Origin of the sequence: Yersinia sp. 2553 StPb PI, from assembly GCF_052217105.1 — a bacterium.
GTDB classification, from domain to species: domain Bacteria; phylum Pseudomonadota; class Gammaproteobacteria; order Enterobacterales; family Enterobacteriaceae; genus Yersinia; species Yersinia enterocolitica_E.
Genome location: NZ_JAZGPX010000002.1, coordinates 493,124 through 512,442 on the forward strand (window position 1 = coordinate 493,124; position 19,319 = coordinate 512,442).

Here is a 19,319-nt window from a genome sequence, read left to right on the forward strand (position 1 = left end):
TGAATAGGTCTAGTCATGCCTATGCCCACGCATGGGGATGGTTGGGAGGGATGGCTATCGAGGTGGTACCCAAATACAAAACCGGGCTTAATGGCCCGGTCTATACATTCGCATTATTGGCTGGTGGCTTAAGGCTGGAACCAATCATCAGCACTTTCCCACGTATCCTTCAAAATCTCTTCGACTGTATCCTTATCCTCACTGGATCCGCCAAGAACCGTTAACCCATCAGCCCCTGCAAACCTCACTTTTACGTCAAAATCGCTAAATTTACGGGTAAGGCGATTCGTTAATTCTTCGGTAAGTGCGTTGGTGTAGCCAGCCGGAAAACTCTTCGCGTTCAGCTTATCTATAGTCACTTCGACACGCAGCATAAATCCCCCCTCAATTAAATATCGATAACCAGCCACTGATCTGCTTCATCAAACATTTCCTCAACCAGTCGATTGAGAATAGCCTTATCACCTTTGCTGGCGTCGGTATTGATACCGTTCGCTTGCATTGGCTTAACCTTGACCTCAGCTTTAGGGAAGACACGGTGCACGCGCTTGGTTAGTTCAGCCAGGATCAGTTCATTGGCACCTGGTATCTCTTTCACGTTTCGCTTATCGTAAACCAGTTCAACTTTCATGATTTCATACCTCATTAAGTAACTGGTTTTTTATACAGTATATTGAATGGGTAGTTCAATCTGTTTTTACGGAAACCGATCGATAAGATACTAAATATTTACTTCTTCACTTCGCCACTCATCCTTTTATAATGCCCACACTGACAGGTATACTCCGCTTTTAGCAGTGAACAATAAACCGGATAATAAACCGGATAAAATAAAGGGGCTGTAAGTGATAAGAATATTAAAATCAATCACTTGCACTATTTAATGCGCATTTTGCTGCGGAATAAATCATGGATTGGTTTACGCTGGGCCCTGAGGTTTTAGGGATACTGTTTGTCGTCGCCTTATTGGCGGGTTTTATTGATTCCATTGCGGGTGGCGGAGGCTTGCTCACCGTGCCGGCATTACTGGCGGTTGGATTACCACCGGCACAGGCGTTGGCGACCAATAAATTGCAATCGGTCGGCGGGGCATTATCCGCCAGCCTCTATTTTATCCGCCGTGGGGCGGTGAATTTAAAAGAGCAAAAGCTGACCATTGCTCTAACACTGGTCGGCTCAATGCTGGGTGCTATTTTGGTTCAGCATATGCGGGCCGATATTTTGCGGCAAATTCTGCCATTGCTGGTGATAGGGATTGGTGTTTATTTTCTGCTCACTCCCAAGCTGGGTGAAGTTGATCAGCAGCGCCGTCTATCCGCACTACCCTTTGCCTTGATTGCTGGCGGTGGTGTCGGTTTTTATGATGGTTTCTTTGGCCCCGGAGCCGGTTCTTTCTATGCGCTGGCCTTTGTGACGCTGTGCGGATTTAATCTGGCAAAATCTACCGCTCATGCCAAAGTGCTTAATTTTACCTCCAACTTGGGTGGCCTGACCTTCTTCATCGTCGGCGGCAAAGTAGTGTGGAGTATCGGGTTGGTGATGCTAGTAGGGCAGGTGTTGGGCGCACGCCTTGGTGCACATATGGTGTTGACCAAAGGCCAAAAATTAATCCGCCCAATGATTGTCGTGGTGTCATTCGTAATGAGCTGCAAGCTGCTGTATGACAGCCACGGTTCTGAGATCTCCTCCTGGTTGGGGTTACACGTTTTCGCATAACTTAAGGTGTCAAAATAGCAGTGAGCCTGACTGTCGCTGACGATACCGCTCTTACGGACCCAAGTATGACCCATGATTATCAGCAATTAATCGATGTTTTTAATGCCTGTTTTAGCGACCAATATAATACCCGGCTGGTAAAAGGTGACGATGAGCCTATTTATCTGCCTGCCGATGACGAATTTCCCTATCATCGGGTGATTTTTGCCCATGGTTATTATGCCAGCGGAATGCATGAGATCTCCCATTGGTGTATTGCCGGTGAAGAGCGGCGCAAGTTGGTCGATTTTGGTTATTGGTACTGCCCGGATGGGCGTGATGCATTAACCCAGAGCCAGTTTGAAGTGGTTGAGATCAAGCCACAGGCACTGGAATGGATGTTCTGTGTAGCGGCGGGTTTCCCTTTCAACGTCAGTTGCGACAACCTGGAGGGGGATTGTGAGCCAGATCGCATAACATTCCAGCGCAAAGTACGCGAACAAGTGTTGTGGAATTTAGAAAACGGTATATCCCCACGATCTGCGGGCTTTATTCAGGCACTACAATCGTTTTACAATACGCCGCCGTTGGTAGCCGCGCTTTTCCCTTACCCGGAAGATCTCGTGTAGCTTGCAGCCTGGCTGTAACGCCATTATTTTTGGATATAGAATATAACCCAATAGATTTCAAGGTGTAGGAAGGCGGCAAGCAAGATACAAATTGGGTGTAAATCATTTTGAATAGCGCTTGCGCTGGCCCGCAGGGTGAGCCTCCGATGAGCCCACGACGGTAAGTGATTCGGGTTAATGAATGCTGCCAACACACCTGCGCTTTGAAATATGACGGGTTATTGAGGAAAGTTGATGATCGCAGAGTTCGAAACGCACATATTAGCGCAGATTGATGACATGGTAGAGCACGCCAGTGATGATGATTTATTTGCCGGCGGCTATCTGCGCGGCCATCTGACCCTAGCCGTGGCAGAATCTGAAGAGTTTGGTGAACATACGGCTGAGCAGTTACATGCCCGCGTGCAGACCAGCCTGGAAAAAGCGATCAAAGCCGGGGAGCTTTCCCCACCGGATCAGGTTTTGGTATTGGGTTTATGGGATCGTTTACTTGAGCAAGCTATAAAATAGCGTTCATTGCTGGAGTCGCGGGGGGGGTAGCGATGTTCGTTATTTGGCCTCGCCTCTGCGACTCCAATGACTTTGACGTCGCTGCAAGCCACCCCGCGAGCTGCCCGCTAAGATAACCTCGCAACGCGCTGTTGTACCGGCCTGCCTTTTAGCAATTTTCGAATCCAAAATCGATTGGGATTGAGTGCCGCCAGCGTCGGCGCATCTAATGGCTGCGGTTCCCCAAACATTTGTGCGGCCAAAATTTCTGCCACCAATGGCGCACTGCACAACCCCCGTGACCCCAAAGCTCCCACCATGAATAATTCCGGCCATACCGGCGCTGGCGCTATCTCATCACCACGCTGAATTTTGCGTGGCAGATCCTGATATTGTGCCAGTGTTGCAGCATAATCCGGTACCGCGCCCACCATCGGTAAGTGATCACGAATAGCGCAACGCACCCCGCAGCGCGCTTGATTATCACTGATATCAACCTGATGCGGCCAATTTACTTGTGGCAGACAGCGTAACAGGCGGTCCCGGTTCTCTTGCTGCTCATCGGCACGAAAATCAGTGGCAATATCGCCGCGCTGATAACTGGCACCAATACAGTGATGCTGGTTAGCCGGGTTCACTGGCGTCAGATAGCCGTCATAGCACAGCACTTGCTGCAACTGACTGAGTACTGAGGTCGTGGGAATGTGCGAGACCTGCCCGCGCACGGCTGACAGTGGCAGATGCTGGGTTTGTTGCCACTCAGCTAAGCGGTGGCCGGTGGCCAGCACCACTGTAGCATGTTGTTTCGCCGTCAGTGGTTGTTGGGTATCGTGTTGTTGGCTATCGATGGGTTGGGCACTGAGTTGCTGGAAGCTGAGCTGCCATTGCCCGTCAACATGCTCTAACTGACTCAGTTCATGCTGATAGTGGCATGCCATGCCTTTTTGTTGGGCCAGCAGCAGCAGCGCTGTGGTGAGGTCTGATGGGCATAACCAGCCTCCGGCGGGATAATGTATACCATCGTGGGCGCAATCCAGCCCCGCGAGCGCACTGAGCTGTTCACGGCTCATGGCTTCGGCGAATGACACCGGCCAGCTTATTTGCAGCATTTTATCAATCTTGCCACGGCTTTTTTCATCAAATGCCAATTGGCTGACACCGCACCATTGATGATCAAAATGAATGCCTTGTGCTAACAATTGATCATATTGGCGGCGGGCAAAGGTAAATGCGCTGGTGAAAAAGTTTTCCAGTGCATCATCTTTGCCGTTTAGCAGGGGATAGAGCGCACCTTGCCGGTTACCTGATGCACCTTGCGCCGGTTGTGCATCGGCGCAATAGAGCGTGACCTTGGCCCCACGGCGCAATAAGGCTAATGCTGTCAATGCACTGACGATACCGCCGCCAATGATCGCGATATCATCACAACGGACCGCGGCTGGCCGATGGTACCAAGGCGCTGAGGCTGACCCGATGCTTTGCGGCAATCTGCCCGTGAGCATTTCACGTTTTTGCCCAAAACCTTTCACTTTAGCTACGTCAAAACCTGCTTGTTGCAAACCACGGCGAACAAATCCGGCGGCAGTAAATGTGGCAAAAGTGCCCCCCGGCCTTGCCATCCGCGCCATGGCATTGAACAGCATATCATTCCACATATCGGGGTTTTTCGCCGGGGCAAAGCCATCAAGAAACCAGGCATCTACTTGATTATTCAGGCTGGTATCCAACTGGGGCAGTAAGGTATTGACATCACCAAACCACAGATCCAGAGTGATACTCCCCTGCGCTAGCAGAATACGATGGCAGCCAGCAAGAGGTAACGGCCATTGCGCGCGCAATTGTTCGGCAAAAAATGCCAGTTCTGGCCAGCGGTCATGGGCGGCAGCTAAATCTGCCACCTGTAGGGGGTATTTTTCGAAGCTGATATAGTGTAATCGCTGGAGTTTTGCACTGGCGTGTTGCTGTTTGAACTGAGCGAAATCGCGCCATAATGTCAGAAAATTTAAGCCAGTCCCGAAGCCCGTTTCGGCAAAAATGCAGTTATCCCGCGGGTGTTGAATGAAACGCTCAGGGAAGCCATTCCCCTTAAGAAAAACGTAGTAAGTCTCTTCCAGGCCATCTTCATTGGAAAAATAGATGTCATCAAACTGTTCCGATACAGGTGTACCCTGTTCATTCCAGCTTAATGTCGCGGTTTGGATTGGGGGATGGCTCACGTTGAAAGACTCGTATCTCAAGGGGTAGGGCGATTCTAACTATGTGACCGGCCGCGTGCAAATCGTAAAATTATCTGGGTATATTACGCTGATCGGACTTGTTCGGCGTACAACTGTACGCTAAAGTGCGTTGCAAAATCCCGAATGTAAAATAAGTGGAAGAGGTATTGAATGAAGCGTGCAGTAATTACTGGCTTGGGTATTGTCTCCAGCATTGGTAATAACCAGCAGGAAGTTCTGGCATCTTTGCAGGAAGGCCGCTCTGGCATTACTTTCGCTCAGGAATTTAAAGACGCAGGTATGCGTAGCCACGTATGGGGCGATGTAAAGCTGGCATCTGAGCCTAAAGACCTCATTGATCGCAAAGTGCTGCGTTTTATGAGCGACGCCTCAATTTATGCTTTTCTTGCGATGGAAGAAGCGATAGCAGACTCTGGCCTGTCAGACGATCAGGTATCTAATTTCCGCAGTGGGCTGGTGGTGGGTTCCGGTGGTGGTTCACCCCGTAATCAGGTTGCCGGTTCTGATGCAATGCGTACCCCGCGCGGTTTGAAAGGTGTTGGTCCTTATATGGTGACCAAAGCCATGGCATCTGGTGTGTCCGCGTGCCTGGCAACCCCCTTTAAAATCAAAGGTGTTAACTATTCAATCAGCTCTGCCTGTGCGACGTCTGCGCACTGTATTGGCCATGCTTTGGAGTTAATCCAACTGGGCAAGCAGGATGTAGTGTTTGCGGGTGGTGGTGAAGAACTGTGCTGGGAAATGGCCTGCGAGTTCGATGCCATGGGCGCGTTGTCGACCAAATACAATGAAACTCCGGCTAAAGCTTCCCGTACTTATGATCAAGACCGTGATGGCTTCGTAATCGCCGGTGGTGGCGGTATGGTGGTGGTTGAAGAACTTGAGCATGCTCTGGCGCGTGGTGCTCACATCTACGCTGAGATTGTTGGCTACGGCGCAACCTCTGATGGTGCTGATATGGTTGCACCATCAGGTGAAGGTGCTGTTCGTTGCATGCAGATGGCAATGGCAGGTGTTGATACACCAATTGACTACATGAACGTACATGGCACTTCTACACCGGTTGGTGATGTGAAAGAGCTAGGCGCGATTCGTGAGGTGTTTGGTGATAACACGCCAGCTATTTCCTCAACAAAAGCCATGACCGGTCACTCTCTGGGTGCGGCGGGTGTGCATGAAGCTATCTTCAGCCTGTTGATGGTAGAGCACGGCTTTATCGCACCAAGCATCAATATTGAAAATCTGGATGAGAAAGCGGCAGGGATGAATATCATCACTGAGCCAACTCAGCGCGAACTGACTACTGTTATGTCTAACAGCTTCGGTTTTGGTGGTACTAACGCCACTCTGGTCATGCGTAAATACCAGAAATAAGGTCAATCGCAGATATTTCTGCTCATTGATACTGAGTCATTAAGGCCCGCGAGCAATCGCGGGCCTTTTTATTCGCTATAAATAAACACTTCTACAGAAAAATACTATAATCATCAGGTGATTAACCTTTTTTAGTAATTTCATCTTTTTGTATCAAAGAAGACTAGTTGATCACTGACTATTCATAAAAATATCTTATACTCAATAACCAAGGTGAATAACATTATAAAATGTAGGTGATTGAATATTAATGCGTTAGCTCTAATTTCAGCTATTTTTAATGTTTTTTATTCCTTTAAAGCCAAATTTGAAGTTAAAAAATCCTTGCCTGCTCAAAAACGTCAATTACAATATTAGAACAATAATTAAACAATTTTATTTTTGTCTTTTAATTTACCAACACAGCAGGGTAGTTCAATGAGCCATAATCCAAGTGATCAGAAGGTTAAGATTGCCGATTTAAACGAGCGCGTTGTTCATGAAATTCTGGAAGTGATAAGTGATGGTATCTGGGATTGGAATGCCAACAATGGATTTGTTTATCGTAATACTGGCTGGTATGAAATGCTGGGCTATCCCGCCGATGCATTTGAAAATACAGTCCATACTTGGGAGAAAATCATCCATCCAGATGATTTTGACCGAGTGATGTTTCAGTTTGATGCCTATATTAATAATCAGGCCGAGAGATACCAGATTGAATACCGTTGCCGGACTCATGATGGCGACTATGTGTGGATTGAAGATCGCGGCAAGGTAATTGAGCGTAATAGTGATGGTTCAGTATCGAGGATGATCGGCGCTCACCGTAATATCCATGACAAAAAGCATCGTCTGGAAAAGTTAGAGTTAAAGAATAAATCTCTGGAAGCGTTAGTCGAAGAGCGAACCGTTGAATTACGCGAAACCAATTTCCGCTTACAACAGCAACTCGATATCAAAAAAAGTCTATCTGAAACAGATGTATTAACCTCTGCGGCTAACCGTTATTTGCTGGAAAAAGTACTCAAGCACGAATATAACCGCGCAAAACGATTTTGCCAGCCGTTGTCATTGCTTTCGTTGGATTTAGACAATTTTAAATCTATTAATGATAAGTATGGCCATTCTGTTGGGGACTTAACCTTGACGCATATTGTTGATGTGATTAGGAATAATATTAGGGAAATTGATGTTTTAGGCCGTTGGGGCGGCGATGAGTTTATGATTGTGTTACCTAACACGCAATTAAATGAGGCTAAATGTATCGCCGAGAAAATCAGGCAACGTATCGAAACCATGCCCGTGGAAGGGAATATCAATGTGACAATGAGTTTAGGTGTGGTGGAGCTGGGGCAAAATGAAGCACAGGAACAACTATTAATTCGCGCAGATAAAATGCTCTATAACTCAAAAGCGGCGGGACGGAATATTATTAGCGGTTGATATTTTTCGAACGTAATGGCGCATTGATGTAGCAGCCTTTATTACCCGGCCTATTGCTGAGCCTTGCAAGGGAGGCCGGAGTAAGCGGTGTTAAGCTCTGCTGCCATTGGGAAATGGGAAATGGGGCATAATCACCATTAGCATTTCAGTGCATATTCTGCGGCCGCACAGGCATGTATTGCGGTGGTATCAAATACCGGCACGCTCGCGTCTTGTGCGTTAACCAACAATGTTATTTCAGTGCAACCAAAGATAATACCTTGCACGCCTTGCTGTTCTAATTTGCCCATAATGCGGCGATATTCCTGACGGGAAGTTTCACTGATAACGCCCAGACACAGCTCTTCATAAATAATACGGTTAACAATCTCGCGATCGATACTATCGGGGGTAATCACCTCAATACCGTGTTTTTGCGTCAATCGTCCCCGATAAAAATCTTGTTCCATGGTGTAGCGGGTACCCAATAAGCCAATTTTATTGATCCCTTGCTGCTTAATTTGTGCGGCAGTGGCATCGGCGATATGCAATAACGGTAATCCGCTGGCCGCTTCAATGTCATCAGCCACTTTGTGCATAGTATTGGTGCATACCACGATGACGTCAGCCCCGGCATTTTTTAATGAAACGGCGGCATCAGACAGCAACTGTGCTGCGGTTTCCCAGTCACCCTTGGCCTGAAGTTGTTCAATCTCATGGAAGTCGACACTGTAGAGAATGATTTTGGCACTGTGTAAACCGCCAAGTTGTTCTTTAACCTGCTGGTTAATCATCCGGTAATAAGGGATGGTTGACTCCCAACTCATTCCGCCAATAAGACCCAAAATTTTCATTAGTTTATTCCTATGCAAACATCAGCACTGAGTATGGATAAGAGTTTAACGATGCGGAAACACCCGGATACGTTGTAACGAAGCAATTAGCGGAACTGTGACAAGACTCCGACTATAGCTGTTATCTCTGTCTATCATGTTTGTTGTAACAAATCTGTAGCAATAGAAAAATCTATTTATTCTTCTATCTATTTTTACACTATTACCATCAACAGGATGACGGAGATTAGGATGATAAAAATAAAGACGGCATACACCCTGACACTATTAGCGCTACTCTTGCCAGCGTCAACCCATGTTGTAGCACAGGATAAAAGTGACAACTATAAACTTGAACAAGTGCTGGTGATGAGCCGGCATGGTATACGCGCACCTTTAGTTAATTATGGCGATATGCTTTCCAGTGCGACACCAGATAAATGGCCACAATGGACCACCCCAGGAGGGTATCTGACACCGAAAGGGGCAGAGCTTGAGGCGATGATGGGGGGGTATTTCCGCGAGTGGCTGGTTAATGCCAAATTGCTGAAAGCGGCAGGATGCCCGGCAGATACCACGGTATTTACTTATGCTAACAGCTTGCCAAGGACCATTGGTACCGCGCAGCATTTCTTATTCGGCGCTTTCCCTGGTTGTAATGTGCCAGTGGCGCACCAAAAAGATATCGGCAAAATGGATCCGGTTTTTAATCCGATCATCACGCTAGATGTCACACCAGAATTTAAAGAAAAAGCCTTGGCATCGATTAATCAACACGCCGGGCCGGGTGGGGTCGAAGGGCTGAATAAACGTTTACAGCCTAATTACGACTTACTTTCCCGCGTATTGGATTATAAAAAATCACCCGCCTGTTTAACGGATAAGAAATGTGACTGGAGTACCCAGCCAACCAATATTGTATTGGTACAAAATAAAGAGCCAGGCATTACCGGCCCGTTAAAATTAGGTACCGGTGCATCAGATGCGTTTATGCTGCAATATTACGAGGGTTTTCCGATTAAAGATGTGGCTTGGGGACGGATTCAGTCAGCGGAAGAGTGGCGTAAATTAATCGATATCAAAAATCTCTACCATGAGACGTTATTTGGTTCTCCTGCCATTGCGGATAATGCGGCTGAGAAGTTAGTCGGTTTTATCAGTGCTGCTCTTGATCCCGTCGGTGAGAAAACGCCTAATGAATTAGCAGCGCAGAAAGCTAAATTGGCGGTATTGGTTGGGCATGACTCTAATATTGCATCATTGTTGGCAGCCCTTAAGACTAAAGAGTACCAATTGCCAGACCAATATGAGAAAACGCCAATCAGCGGCAAAGTGGTATTTGAGCGCTGGAAAGATACGAAACAAAATAAAGATATGATGAAGATCGAATATATCTATCTGTCGACTGAGCAAATTCGTAATAAGACGCCGCTGACCCTTCAGGCACCACCAAAACGTGTCACGCTGGAAATTAAGGGCTGTCCGATTGATGCTAACGGGTTCTGTTCAATGGATGATTTCAGAAAAGCGATAAAACACAACACGCAAAGTTAAGTTCACACTACCTCGCCGCAGGTTGCGGCAGCCAGTAGATAATAGGGGCTGGCATAAAATGATAGGCTACGCTAACGTAATCTCTCTTTGTCAGCCCCAGGCCGTTTGTAGATTTTCTGATGACATTATTTGCCACGACTCAGCGAGCAGTAAAAACACTATTCAGACCTTTTCTGGAAGATCGTCTATTACATATTCTATTGATCTTTGGGATAGGGTTAACCGTCTTAATGCCGGCCCAAATTGTCTCCTTTCCACAGTTTATTGACTGGACCACCATTGTTACTTTATTGGGATTAATGCTACTGACTAAAGGGGTTGAGGTTAGCGGTTACTTCGATTTTATTGGCCGGAAAATTATTAATACACTCCACACTGAGCGGCATCTGGCGCTGTTTTTAGTCTTAGCCGCGGCGCTGTTGTCATCCTTTCTAACCAATGATGTGGCGCTATTTATCATCATTCCACTGATTTTGACGTTGAAAAAAATATCGTCTCTGCCGGTTTCTCGTCTGATCATTTTCTCGGCGCTGGCAGTCAATGCCGGGTCGCTATTAACACCGATCGGCAACCCACAAAATATTCTGTTATGGAGCCGTTCCGAACTCTCTTTTATCGGTTTTACTCGCCAAATGGCACCTTTAGCAGCCATTATTCTGCTGACATTATTCGCGGTAACATGGTGGCGTTTCCCGGCGCGTAAGATAAAGAAACAGGCCTCAAGCCCGATTTATCCTTACCAGTTCCGCCTGTTGCTGAGTTGTTTGGCGCTGTATGTGATTTTTATTATCTGCGTGGATTTGGGCTGGGCAGGTTATGGGCTACTTATCGTTTTTGCCGGTTTATTGCTATTGGCGCGGCGGGTGTTACTGGCCATTGACTGGAGCTTGATTGTGGTCTTTATGGCGATGTTTATTGACGTGCGCCTACTGACGGAATTACCTGCTTTACAATCGCTGTTCGGTGAAATCAAAACATTGTCTACGGCTGCCGCCTATATTTTGGCTATTGGCCTATCGCAACTGATCAGTAATGTCCCCGCCACAATATTGCTGCTTAATTATCTGCCTTCCAGCGCGCTGGTGGCTTATGCGGTCAATATTGGTGGTTTTGGTTTTGTGTTGGGTTCTATGGCTAATTTAATTGCGCTGAGAATGGCGGCAGAGCCGGCCATTTGGTTAAAATTCCATGCTTACTCACTACCATTTTTGTTGTGGAGTGCTCTGGTTGGCTGGTGGTTATTATGATAGTCACAGGCGCGGCTCAGCGGGAAATAACCTGAGCCGACATCGGTCATTAGAAGAAGATAGCCAACAAAAAGACCATCACTATGATCAGCGCCACAAATGCCAGTGACGGTTTTTGCAACAATGGCTGTAATGATTGAGGTAAGGCGGCAATTAGCGGGTTAATCACTGGTTGCAGAATTTTTTGATCTTCTGCTAAACGTTGGGCTGCATTGGCCCGATCCAATCTGGCGGTAAACAGGACATTGATAATGTCGTTCAACTGCGCTTGCGTCAGCGGCGTGGTGGGACTGGCCTGGAAGCGACTCTGGCTGTAATCAATTAATAATTGTTGTTCCTGCGCATCAGCGGGCTGTTTCAACGCGGTTTGCAAGTTAACCAATGTAGGTGCTGTTTGCTGGCTGAGTGCCACTTTGGTCTGTAAAAACTGGCTGAGTATCTGGAAATGGCGTGCAGGTAACGGATCATTACTTTTCACCCCCACCATATCAAATAATGCCTGCCATATTTTGGCCGGTTGCTCGCCGGTTGCGGCACTAAGTTTTGCTACTAGCGATTGAATATTCTGATGCTCCGCCGGCAGTAACGGCCGATCAGTTATTGTTGCCAGTTGTGGCTGTGGAATATTCAGTGTCCCGGATTGCAGCAGCACCAGAACTTGTTGTAACTCTGAATGGCTTAACTGACTTAATACAGTATGACCAAAGTGCTGACGGATAAAATCACTGACAGCTTGCCGGTTGTTGCCTTGAGGCAGCAGTTCGGTCAGTTGTTGGCGCAACTGGTGATTGGCATGATTTTCCTGTGCCTGCGCCAGACGGGTTTGCAGCAATTGCTCAGCGGGCTGGAAGTGGCGTGCCAGTAAGTCGCTAGTGCTACCCAAGGATAAATCATGACGCAGACCGGCCCAGATCTCAGCAGATTTGATTGGGCTAAGGGCCATGATCCGCACAATTAGCTTCTCCAGCGTAGTGCGTTGCGCAGGGGTAAGTGCCTGATCTTCCACTTGGCCCTGATGAGGTATTTTGGTCGGTGCGACATTGCGATCATTGGCAATCGGCACACTTGGGCCGTTCAAAGGTTGCATATAACCGGTCCTTCGCTGTGGAGGCGATACTGTGGAAATTCATAAAGTACCCGGCAATAGATGCAGGCTACCAATATGATACGCGCAAATGTGGGCGACCCATACCGTCAGATTATGTTTTTTTTGTTAACTACGTTTGTAATTAAATGTCACTTTGAGTGATTGTTTAAGTTCAGACATTGATAATCTTGATTATGCCGCTAAGATGGGCGCTCGGTCTTGAATGAGACTAATTTATCAATTTTACTGATGAATTATATGGATTAGAATTAAATACGGATAATGGTTAAACACGAATAATGGTTAAACAACAGCGCGCGGCAAAGTGGTTCCTCTGCCTGGCTTGCTTGGTCATATTAGTTTGTATGACACAACGCATCGCCAGCCTGCACGCGTTGGAAAAAAACCTCCTTCAGACATCATCATCACAGGTTGCTGCCGATGCTGATGAGGCACCCACCCCTTGTGAGCTAAGTGCCAAATCCCTGTTGGCATCCCCGCCTGTTCTGTTCGAATTAGCGATTTTTTCTCTGGGTTTATTACTCTTGCTATTGGGGCCGGTGATCCCGACCCGCATGAGGTTTCCACCACCCCGAGTGATATCACCCAGCCGTTTGAGGGTGCATCTGCGATTGTGCATTTTCCGGGAATAGAGATGCTTTTGGCATAACTACGGCATCCCTTGGGGTTGCTGTGATTAATCTATTTCTGGAGAAGAATCATGTTCAATTTAAGCAAGACAGCGTTGTTCTGTCTGTTACTGCTATGGATGCCCACCCTTTGGGCGGCAGACAGCGGCTGGTTGGTCAGCCCACAAAACTCACATGCTAAGGTGCGGATTCGTGCCGAACCTTCAACGAGCGGTGAAACCCGCCTGTTACTTTCCGTTCAACTGGAGAAAGGCTGGAAAACCTATTGGCGCTCACCGGGTGAAGGGGGCATTGCACCGACCATTGTCTGGATCACCGCTCTTGATGCGGTAAAATGGTACTGGCCTGTACCACAACGGTTTGATGTTTCTGGTATCTCTACTCAGGGCTATCACGAGCAGGCCATGTTGCCGATCGTCATTTCCGCTAAGGCACCCAAAACGCTAAGTGGCATCTTGACCCTATCGACCTGTAGCAATGTCTGCATTTTGACTGACTACCCGTTTAGCATCGATCTTTCCTCGCCGTTAAGTGGCGAAAACCAACAGCAATTCCAACATGATTTTGCCCAGGCGATGGGGCAGGTACCCATTGCCAATGCCCTGACCCAACAGATCCAAGCTGGTTTTGATCATGGCGAGGTGCAAATTCTGGCGGTGCGTGACGAAGGTTGGCAACAGCCCGAGTTGTTCTTCGATACCTTGGCGGACGTGGATCTCGGTAAACCGCTGGTCAGTGTGCAGGGTAATCAGTTATCGGTACGGGTTCCTGCGACTGATGGTTGGGGGGAGGGCGTGGGGGATCTACGTGGTAAACCCCTGACGATGGTGATTACTGATGCGGGTCTGGCGCAAGAGACCACGGTGACCATTGGGCAAGCGCTCACTTTACCGCAATCCTCCACTCGTTTTTGGTCTTGGATAGTGATGGCGCTGGCGGGCGGATTTATTCTTAATCTGATGCCTTGTGTGCTTCCGGTCCTTGCAATGAAACTGGGGTCTATTTTGCAGACTGGGCAGCAAACCCGCCGTCAGATTCGTTGGCAGTTTCTGGCATCGTCTGCTGGGATTGTGACTTCGTTTTGGTTGTTGGCATTACTGATGACCGCCTTGCGTTTAGGTAATCATGCCCTTGGCTGGGGAATTCAGTTCCAAAGCCCTTGGTTTATCGGCTTTATGGTGTTGGTTACCGCACTCTTTACGGCCAACCTGTTCGGCTTGTTCGAAATTAACCTCTCCTCATCGCTCAATAGCCGTATTGCCGCGCCTCGTGTGGAGCAATCGGGGGCTCGCGGTTTGGCCGGCCACTTTGGACAGGGCGCATTGGCGACGCTACTGGCAACCCCGTGTTCCGCGCCATTTCTGGGGACGGCGGTAGCCTTTGCACTGGCCGCCCCTTTACCGGCGCTGTGGGGCATATTTACCGCCCTGGGGGTTGGTATGAGCCTGCCGTGGTTGGCGGTGGCGCTATGGCCTAGATTGGTGCTGTTTTTGCCCCGTCCAGGTCGTTGGATGAACCGTCTGCGTATCGGGATGGGGGGGCTGATGCTGGCATCAAGTCTGTGGTTACTGAGCCTGATGGTGAGCCATATTGGCTCACAACTGGTGATGGTGATTAGCGGAGTGTTGCTGTTAGCGCTATTACTGGCAATTGGCTGGCGCTATGGCGTGCGTGTTGCCGCAATCGTCAGCTTAATCGGGGTGTTGATTATCGGCGGATTACTGTTGGCGGGTTCGCTGACGGCTAATCTATGGCGCAAACCGCTACATGACACCATCCCGTGGCAGCCATTAACTGAATCAGCCATTAAGAAAGCCTTGATGGAGCATAAGCGGGTGTTTGTCGATGTCACTGCCGATTGGTGTGTGACCTGTAAAGTTAACAAAATACACGTCCTGATGCGTGACGATGTGCAGCAGGCGTTGCAAGCACCTGATGTGGTGGCGTTACGCGGTGACTGGACGCGACCTTCTGCTGATATTACTGAGTTTTTGCGCCAGCGCGGCAGTGTCGCAATCCCATTTAATCAAATTTATGGGCCACAGCAACCACAGGGTGTGGTGCTCTCGCCACTGTTGGACCGTGACGTGTTATTAAAAATTTTGGCCGATGCTAAAGGAAATAAAGAATGAAAATTATCATGGTTGTGTTGTTAGCGCTGATCTCGACCTCACTGTGGGCGGCTGCACCTTTTACGCCGGAGCAGGAAGTGCGGATTAAAGCGTTAATCCGTGAAACGCTGGTCGCCAATCCAGACATTCTTGAACAATCCATCAATGCCTTGCAACAGCAAGCTAATGAAGCGCAAGGGCAGCAAATGGATCAATTTATCGCAGCCAATAAGCAGGCGCTGTTCCAAGACCCTGGTAGCCCACGTTTCGGGGCTGCAACTCCAGCCCTGACATTGGTTTCATTTACCGATTACAACTGCCCATTTTGTAAAACTTTTGATCCGTTGCTGGAAAAGGTAGTGAAGGAGTACCCGCAAGTGGCGGTGGTGATAAAACCGCTACCGTTTAAAGGGGAAAGCTCGGTGACCAGTGCACGGTTGGCGTTGACACTGTGGCAACAACATCCGAATCAATTTCTGCCATTTCATCAGCGCTTGATGGCGAAAAAAGGTTTCCACGATGCTGACAGTATTGCCGCGGCGCAGAAAAAAACCGGTGTTACGCCGGTAGCACCAAGCGAGCAGAGCTTGAATGTGTTGCGTACCAACCTGAAATTAGCGGATCAACTGGGTATCCAAGGCACACCTGCCACTTTGATTGGTAATCAGATGATCCCAGGTGCTATTTCCTATGAGCAACTGGAGGAGATAGTGAAGCAGCAACTGGCTAAGGCGGGTAAATGAGTCGCTTGAAGCGGTGGGGTAAAGAGCTGGTTATTCTGCTGGTACTGGTCACGGTGGTCTCTTTGGCGATGGATTGGTTGCGTAGCCCGCAGGTACCTGCTGATTGGGGCGATGTGTCATTACAAACCCTGGAGGGCCAGACTGTCTCGCTAAAGGCGATGAGCCAGGACAAACCGTTGCTCATCTATTTTTGGGCAACATGGTGCGGCGTGTGTAAATTCACCAGCCCCAGTGTCAATCAATTGGTGCAGGAGGGGGAGAATGTGATGACAGTGGCACTACGCTCTGGTGAAGCACCACAGCTTGAGCGCTGGCTGACCAAAAAAGGCTACCGGTTACCGGTGATAAATGACCCACGCGGCGAGTTGTCAGCGCAGTGGCAAGTCAGTGTTACACCGACGTTAGTGATCCTTTATCAAGGCAAAATGGTACAAAATACCAGCGGATGGAGCAGCTATTGGGGCATGAAACTGCGTTTATGGCTGGCCTCGTTCTGAGGTAACGCTGTTTAGCCAACGCCACAGTGAAACGCACGCCAAAAGTTGGACTCAGTCTGACTTTTGGTGGTGCGTTTTTTTGATTAATATTATGCTTGGCACTGACCAATCGCCGCACTTAATCTGGCTATTCCTTGGCTAATCAGCTCGGGCGAATTAGCGGCAAAATTCAAACGGAGGGTGAACTCTCCATCTGACTCTTCGCGGTAAAACCCGCCACCTTTAGCGAAAGTGACCCCCGCCTGCCACGCCAGCGGCATTAATTGAGTCATTGGCACGTTTGCTGGCAATTGTAGCCAGATAAATAATCCCCCATCAGGAACTTCAAACTGGCAGCCGAGTGGCAGTGTCTGCTGGAGGGCATCGACCATGGCATCACGGTGCTGGCGGTACAAACGGCAAGCCCGACGAAGTTGTTTGTCATAGCGCCCGACAGTGACAAATGCATCCAACGCCCGTTGGATCAGGTTCGAGCTGGTAAAACTGTCAACATGCTTTAAGCGCGCCAGTTGGATGTAATGGGGCGCGTCTGCCACCAGATAACCAATGCGCATGCTGGGCAGTAACATTTTGGAAAAAGTACTGACATAGATAACTTCACCCGCGGCTGCCAGTGAACGCAGCGAAGGCAGCTTTTTGCCGCTGTAACGCAAGTCACCCACATAATCATCTTCAAGTATCGGCACCCCAGCAGTTCTGGCTATTTGCACTAACTGATGGCGGCGCTCTTCACTCATACAGCGTCCGGTGGGGTTATTAAAGTTGGGAATGCAATAGATAAGTTTCGGTTGATGCCTGGCTAACAGCGCAGGCAGGGTCGCCAGATTCATGCCTTGTTGGTCGCTGGGCAGAGCAATAATATTCACTTTATGCAGGCGGAACAGGGCTAATGCTTCGGCATAAGTGGGTTCTTCTACCAGCACACTATCACCTGGGGCCAGCAGTGATTGACTGATCAGACTGATGGCGTGTTGCGAACCGTTGGTTATCAACAGTTGCTCTGGCCGTGTTGGGATACCTTGTGCGGATAGAATGCGGCTGAGTGTATCGCGCAATGGATAATAGCCACAGTAATCGCCGTAACTGAATGCTTCTTCAGCATGGCGGCGCAGAATTGAATGCAAGATCTGGCGGAATTCATCCAATGGGAAAATTTTGGGGCTACCGATGCCAGCAGCAAAATTAATGGTATCTGGCGGTAAGGGGATATCGGCATACCCGTCCAGCCTTGAGGTGACAGTGGTAAAACGATCCAGTGGGAACTCACCATGTAGCCGTGGATGCGGATGGCTTGGCGGCGGCGAGAGGTGACAGACATAGGCACCGCTGCCGCGACGTTGTTGTAATAACCCCTTTGCCGCCAGCTCGGCATAAGCATTATCCACTGTGAGGCGGCTCACTGATAATTCTGCTGCCAAGGTGCGGGTTGAGGGCAGTTTGTCGCCATCAGCAAACACCCCACTGAGGATAGCACGGCGCAATGCCTCTTCGATTTGTAGATACAGTGGAATGTCTTGCTGGCGATCTAACGGAATATGCATGTCTCACCGACCAAAAGTGGCTCACTGTGGATAATATATTGTCACTATACTCAAGGTTAACAAGGCTTCAAGAGGAAAAAAGTGGCCTGTATCAATCAGTGGGAAAGTGGCTCTGGTGGCAGAGAACATGGGGGGTACAATCGCTATCTGATTAATATCCTGAAAGTAGTTATGAGGTTGTTATGGCGATTCCGGCAGATTTATTCCCATCAGCATTTGGCTCTATCGGGGCGGGCAACGGCGGGTTTAGTGGCAAACGACAAGGCTATCTGCTGGCGATTATTAGTGCCATGTTGTTGGGTTTTACCGGCATCATAATTCGCATCCTCACGGCGCATTATCATCTACCCACTTCGGTATTGGCTTTCTGGCGGGCAGCACTGGTCGCCATGGTGTTATTACCTATTTTACTTCTGACCAAACCGGAATGGGCCAAATTACGCGGGTGCCAGCTAAAATTCTATACGGCATATGGCTTATTGCTGGCGGTCTTTAATGGGCTATGGACTGAATCTGTCGCTTTAAACGGTGCGTCGATCTCCACCATTCTGGTCTATTGCTCAATCGGTTTTACCGTGTTTCTCGGCTGGGTTTTCTATAACGAATATATGGGCTGGCGTGAATTACTGGTTATTATTATCAGCCTGTTGGGTTGTTTCTTAGTCAGCGATGGCCTGAATATTACTGCATCAGACTTTAATTTTGTTGGCTTATTTATCGGATTGGCCTCCGGTATTGGTTACAGCTTTTATACTCTGGCTGGGCGCATTGCGACTGAACGCTGTTATCCGGTCTGGAACACTATTCTTTACGTCTTTGGTTTCTCCGCCATCTACCAACTGATATTTAATCAGTTATTGCTGTGGTTTCCATTGTCTGGGTTACAGCCAATGGTGGGTGATCTATTTTTCTTATCCCATAGAGCTAATGGCATTCAATGGTCTGGTTGGGGGCTATTGTTAATTTTAGCCGCCGGTCCAACGTTACTGGGGTTTGGCCTGTTTAATCTCAGTTTGAAAACACTCTCTTTGGCGGTGGCTAGCCTACTATTAACGCTGGAACTGGTCTTCACTGCGGTGATTGCATATTTCTTGTTGGGCGAAACACTCTCTCCCTCCCAATTGTTGGGCAGCGCGCTGGTATTACTGGGGGTGTTGATGTTGCATCGTAAAGATAAGGCTCAAGCAGCAATGGTGGCGGTTAGCGCGGAATAAAAACAGGGCAGGGG

The 19,319-nt window shown here is 48.5% G+C and carries 18 protein-coding genes; 12 read left to right on the forward strand and 6 right to left on the reverse strand.

Annotated elements, in window-relative coordinates; translation table 11 throughout:
- Positions 1-128 precede the first annotated feature (128 nt).
- Both V2A84_RS03490 and V2A84_RS03495 read right to left on the reverse strand, forming a co-directional pair.
- Positions 129-371 (reverse strand): DinI-like family protein, encoded by a 243-nt coding sequence (locus V2A84_RS03490; RefSeq protein WP_442849110.1) that lies wholly within the window; start codon positions 369-371, stop codon positions 129-131.
- 17 nt (positions 372-388) lie between these two features.
- Entirely contained in the window at positions 389-631 is a 243-nt protein-coding gene (locus V2A84_RS03495; RefSeq protein WP_049607882.1) for a DinI family protein, read from the reverse strand.
- Between the two features lie 278 nt (positions 632-909).
- Here V2A84_RS03495 and V2A84_RS03500 point away from each other — a divergent pair, with 278 nt between their 5' ends.
- From V2A84_RS03500 to V2A84_RS03510, 3 genes are all read left to right on the forward strand, one after another.
- A complete protein-coding gene (locus V2A84_RS03500; RefSeq protein WP_442848606.1) occupies positions 910-1,716 on the forward strand; it encodes a sulfite exporter TauE/SafE family protein in 807 nt (268 codons plus the stop codon).
- Positions 1,717-1,781: 65 nt separating this feature from the next.
- The gene (locus V2A84_RS03505) at positions 1,782-2,324 is read left to right on the forward strand and encodes an elongation factor P hydroxylase (protein ID WP_083158215.1); all 543 of its coding nucleotides are present in this window, start codon (positions 1,782-1,784) and stop codon (positions 2,322-2,324) included.
- A gap of 234 nt (positions 2,325-2,558) precedes the next feature.
- The gene (locus V2A84_RS03510) at positions 2,559-2,834 is read left to right on the forward strand and encodes a YfcL family protein (RefSeq protein ID WP_005183422.1); all 276 of its coding nucleotides are present in this window, start codon (positions 2,559-2,561) and stop codon (positions 2,832-2,834) included.
- 107 nt (positions 2,835-2,941) lie between these two features.
- Here the strand turns inward: V2A84_RS03510 and mnmC are convergent, their stop codons facing one another.
- A complete protein-coding gene (gene mnmC / locus V2A84_RS03515) occupies positions 2,942-5,029 on the reverse strand; it encodes a bifunctional tRNA (5-methylaminomethyl-2-thiouridine)(34)-methyltransferase MnmD/FAD-dependent 5-carboxymethylaminomethyl-2-thiouridine(34) oxidoreductase MnmC (protein WP_442848607.1) in 2,088 nt (695 codons plus the stop codon).
- A gap of 171 nt (positions 5,030-5,200) precedes the next feature.
- Here mnmC and fabB point away from each other — a divergent pair, with 171 nt between their 5' ends.
- Complete coding sequence (gene fabB, locus V2A84_RS03520; RefSeq protein WP_083158217.1) at positions 5,201-6,424, forward strand: beta-ketoacyl-ACP synthase I; 1,224 nt, start codon at positions 5,201-5,203, stop codon at positions 6,422-6,424.
- 417 nt (positions 6,425-6,841) lie between these two features.
- On the forward strand, positions 6,842-7,849 hold the full coding sequence (locus V2A84_RS03525; RefSeq protein WP_083158218.1) for a sensor domain-containing diguanylate cyclase: 1,008 nt from the start codon (positions 6,842-6,844) through the stop codon (positions 7,847-7,849).
- A 137-nt stretch (positions 7,850-7,986) separates the two neighbouring features.
- Here V2A84_RS03525 and V2A84_RS03530 read toward each other — a convergent pair whose 3' ends face one another.
- Positions 7,987-8,682 carry an aspartate/glutamate racemase family protein gene (locus V2A84_RS03530; RefSeq protein ID WP_083158219.1) on the reverse strand — a complete coding sequence of 232 codons (696 nt, stop codon included), beginning with the start codon at positions 8,680-8,682 and terminating at the stop codon, positions 7,987-7,989.
- Between the two features lie 231 nt (positions 8,683-8,913).
- On the opposite strand from V2A84_RS03530, the gene agp reads away from it, so the two are divergent.
- Together agp and V2A84_RS03540 are read left to right on the forward strand one after the other, a co-directional pair.
- A complete protein-coding gene (gene agp / locus V2A84_RS03535; RefSeq protein WP_083158220.1) occupies positions 8,914-10,215 on the forward strand; it encodes a bifunctional glucose-1-phosphatase/inositol phosphatase in 1,302 nt (433 codons plus the stop codon).
- Between the two features lie 119 nt (positions 10,216-10,334).
- Positions 10,335-11,462, forward strand: coding sequence for an SLC13 family permease (locus V2A84_RS03540; protein ID WP_420072978.1), 1,128 nt, complete (start codon positions 10,335-10,337; stop codon positions 11,460-11,462).
- Between the two features lie 49 nt (positions 11,463-11,511).
- On the opposite strand, the gene flk is transcribed toward V2A84_RS03540, so the two are convergent.
- A complete protein-coding gene (flk, locus tag V2A84_RS03545; protein ID WP_420072977.1) occupies positions 11,512-12,549 on the reverse strand; it encodes a flagella biosynthesis regulator Flk in 1,038 nt (345 codons plus the stop codon).
- 299 nt (positions 12,550-12,848) lie between these two features.
- Here flk and V2A84_RS03550 point away from each other — a divergent pair, with 299 nt between their 5' ends.
- The 4 genes from V2A84_RS03550 to V2A84_RS03565 all read left to right on the forward strand — a co-directional run bounded on the left by V2A84_RS03550 (position 12,849) and on the right by V2A84_RS03565 (position 16,550).
- A complete protein-coding gene (locus V2A84_RS03550; protein WP_372559498.1) occupies positions 12,849-13,202 on the forward strand; it encodes a copper resistance protein in 354 nt (117 codons plus the stop codon).
- Positions 13,203-13,270: 68 nt separating this feature from the next.
- A complete protein-coding gene (locus V2A84_RS03555) occupies positions 13,271-15,331 on the forward strand; it encodes a protein-disulfide reductase DsbD family protein (RefSeq protein ID WP_442848608.1) in 2,061 nt (686 codons plus the stop codon).
- Positions 15,328-16,053, forward strand: a complete 726-nt coding sequence (locus V2A84_RS03560) for a DsbA family protein (protein WP_083158225.1) — start codon at positions 15,328-15,330, stop codon at positions 16,051-16,053. Before V2A84_RS03555 ends, V2A84_RS03560 begins: the two co-directional genes overlap by 4 nt.
- Positions 16,050-16,550, forward strand: a complete 501-nt coding sequence (locus V2A84_RS03565; protein WP_083158226.1) for a protein disulfide oxidoreductase — start codon at positions 16,050-16,052, stop codon at positions 16,548-16,550. Before V2A84_RS03560 ends, V2A84_RS03565 begins: the two co-directional genes overlap by 4 nt.
- An 89-nt stretch (positions 16,551-16,639) precedes the next feature.
- Here V2A84_RS03565 and pdxR read toward each other — a convergent pair whose 3' ends face one another.
- Complete coding sequence (gene pdxR, locus V2A84_RS03570; protein ID WP_083158227.1) at positions 16,640-18,091, reverse strand: MocR-like pyridoxine biosynthesis transcription factor PdxR; 1,452 nt, start codon at positions 18,089-18,091, stop codon at positions 16,640-16,642.
- Positions 18,092-18,273: 182 nt separating this feature from the next.
- On the opposite strand from pdxR, the gene V2A84_RS03575 reads away from it, so the two are divergent.
- Positions 18,274-19,305 carry a DMT family transporter gene (locus V2A84_RS03575; protein WP_442848609.1) on the forward strand — a complete coding sequence of 344 codons (1,032 nt, stop codon included), beginning with the start codon at positions 18,274-18,276 and terminating at the stop codon, positions 19,303-19,305.
- Positions 19,306-19,319 lie beyond the last annotated feature (14 nt).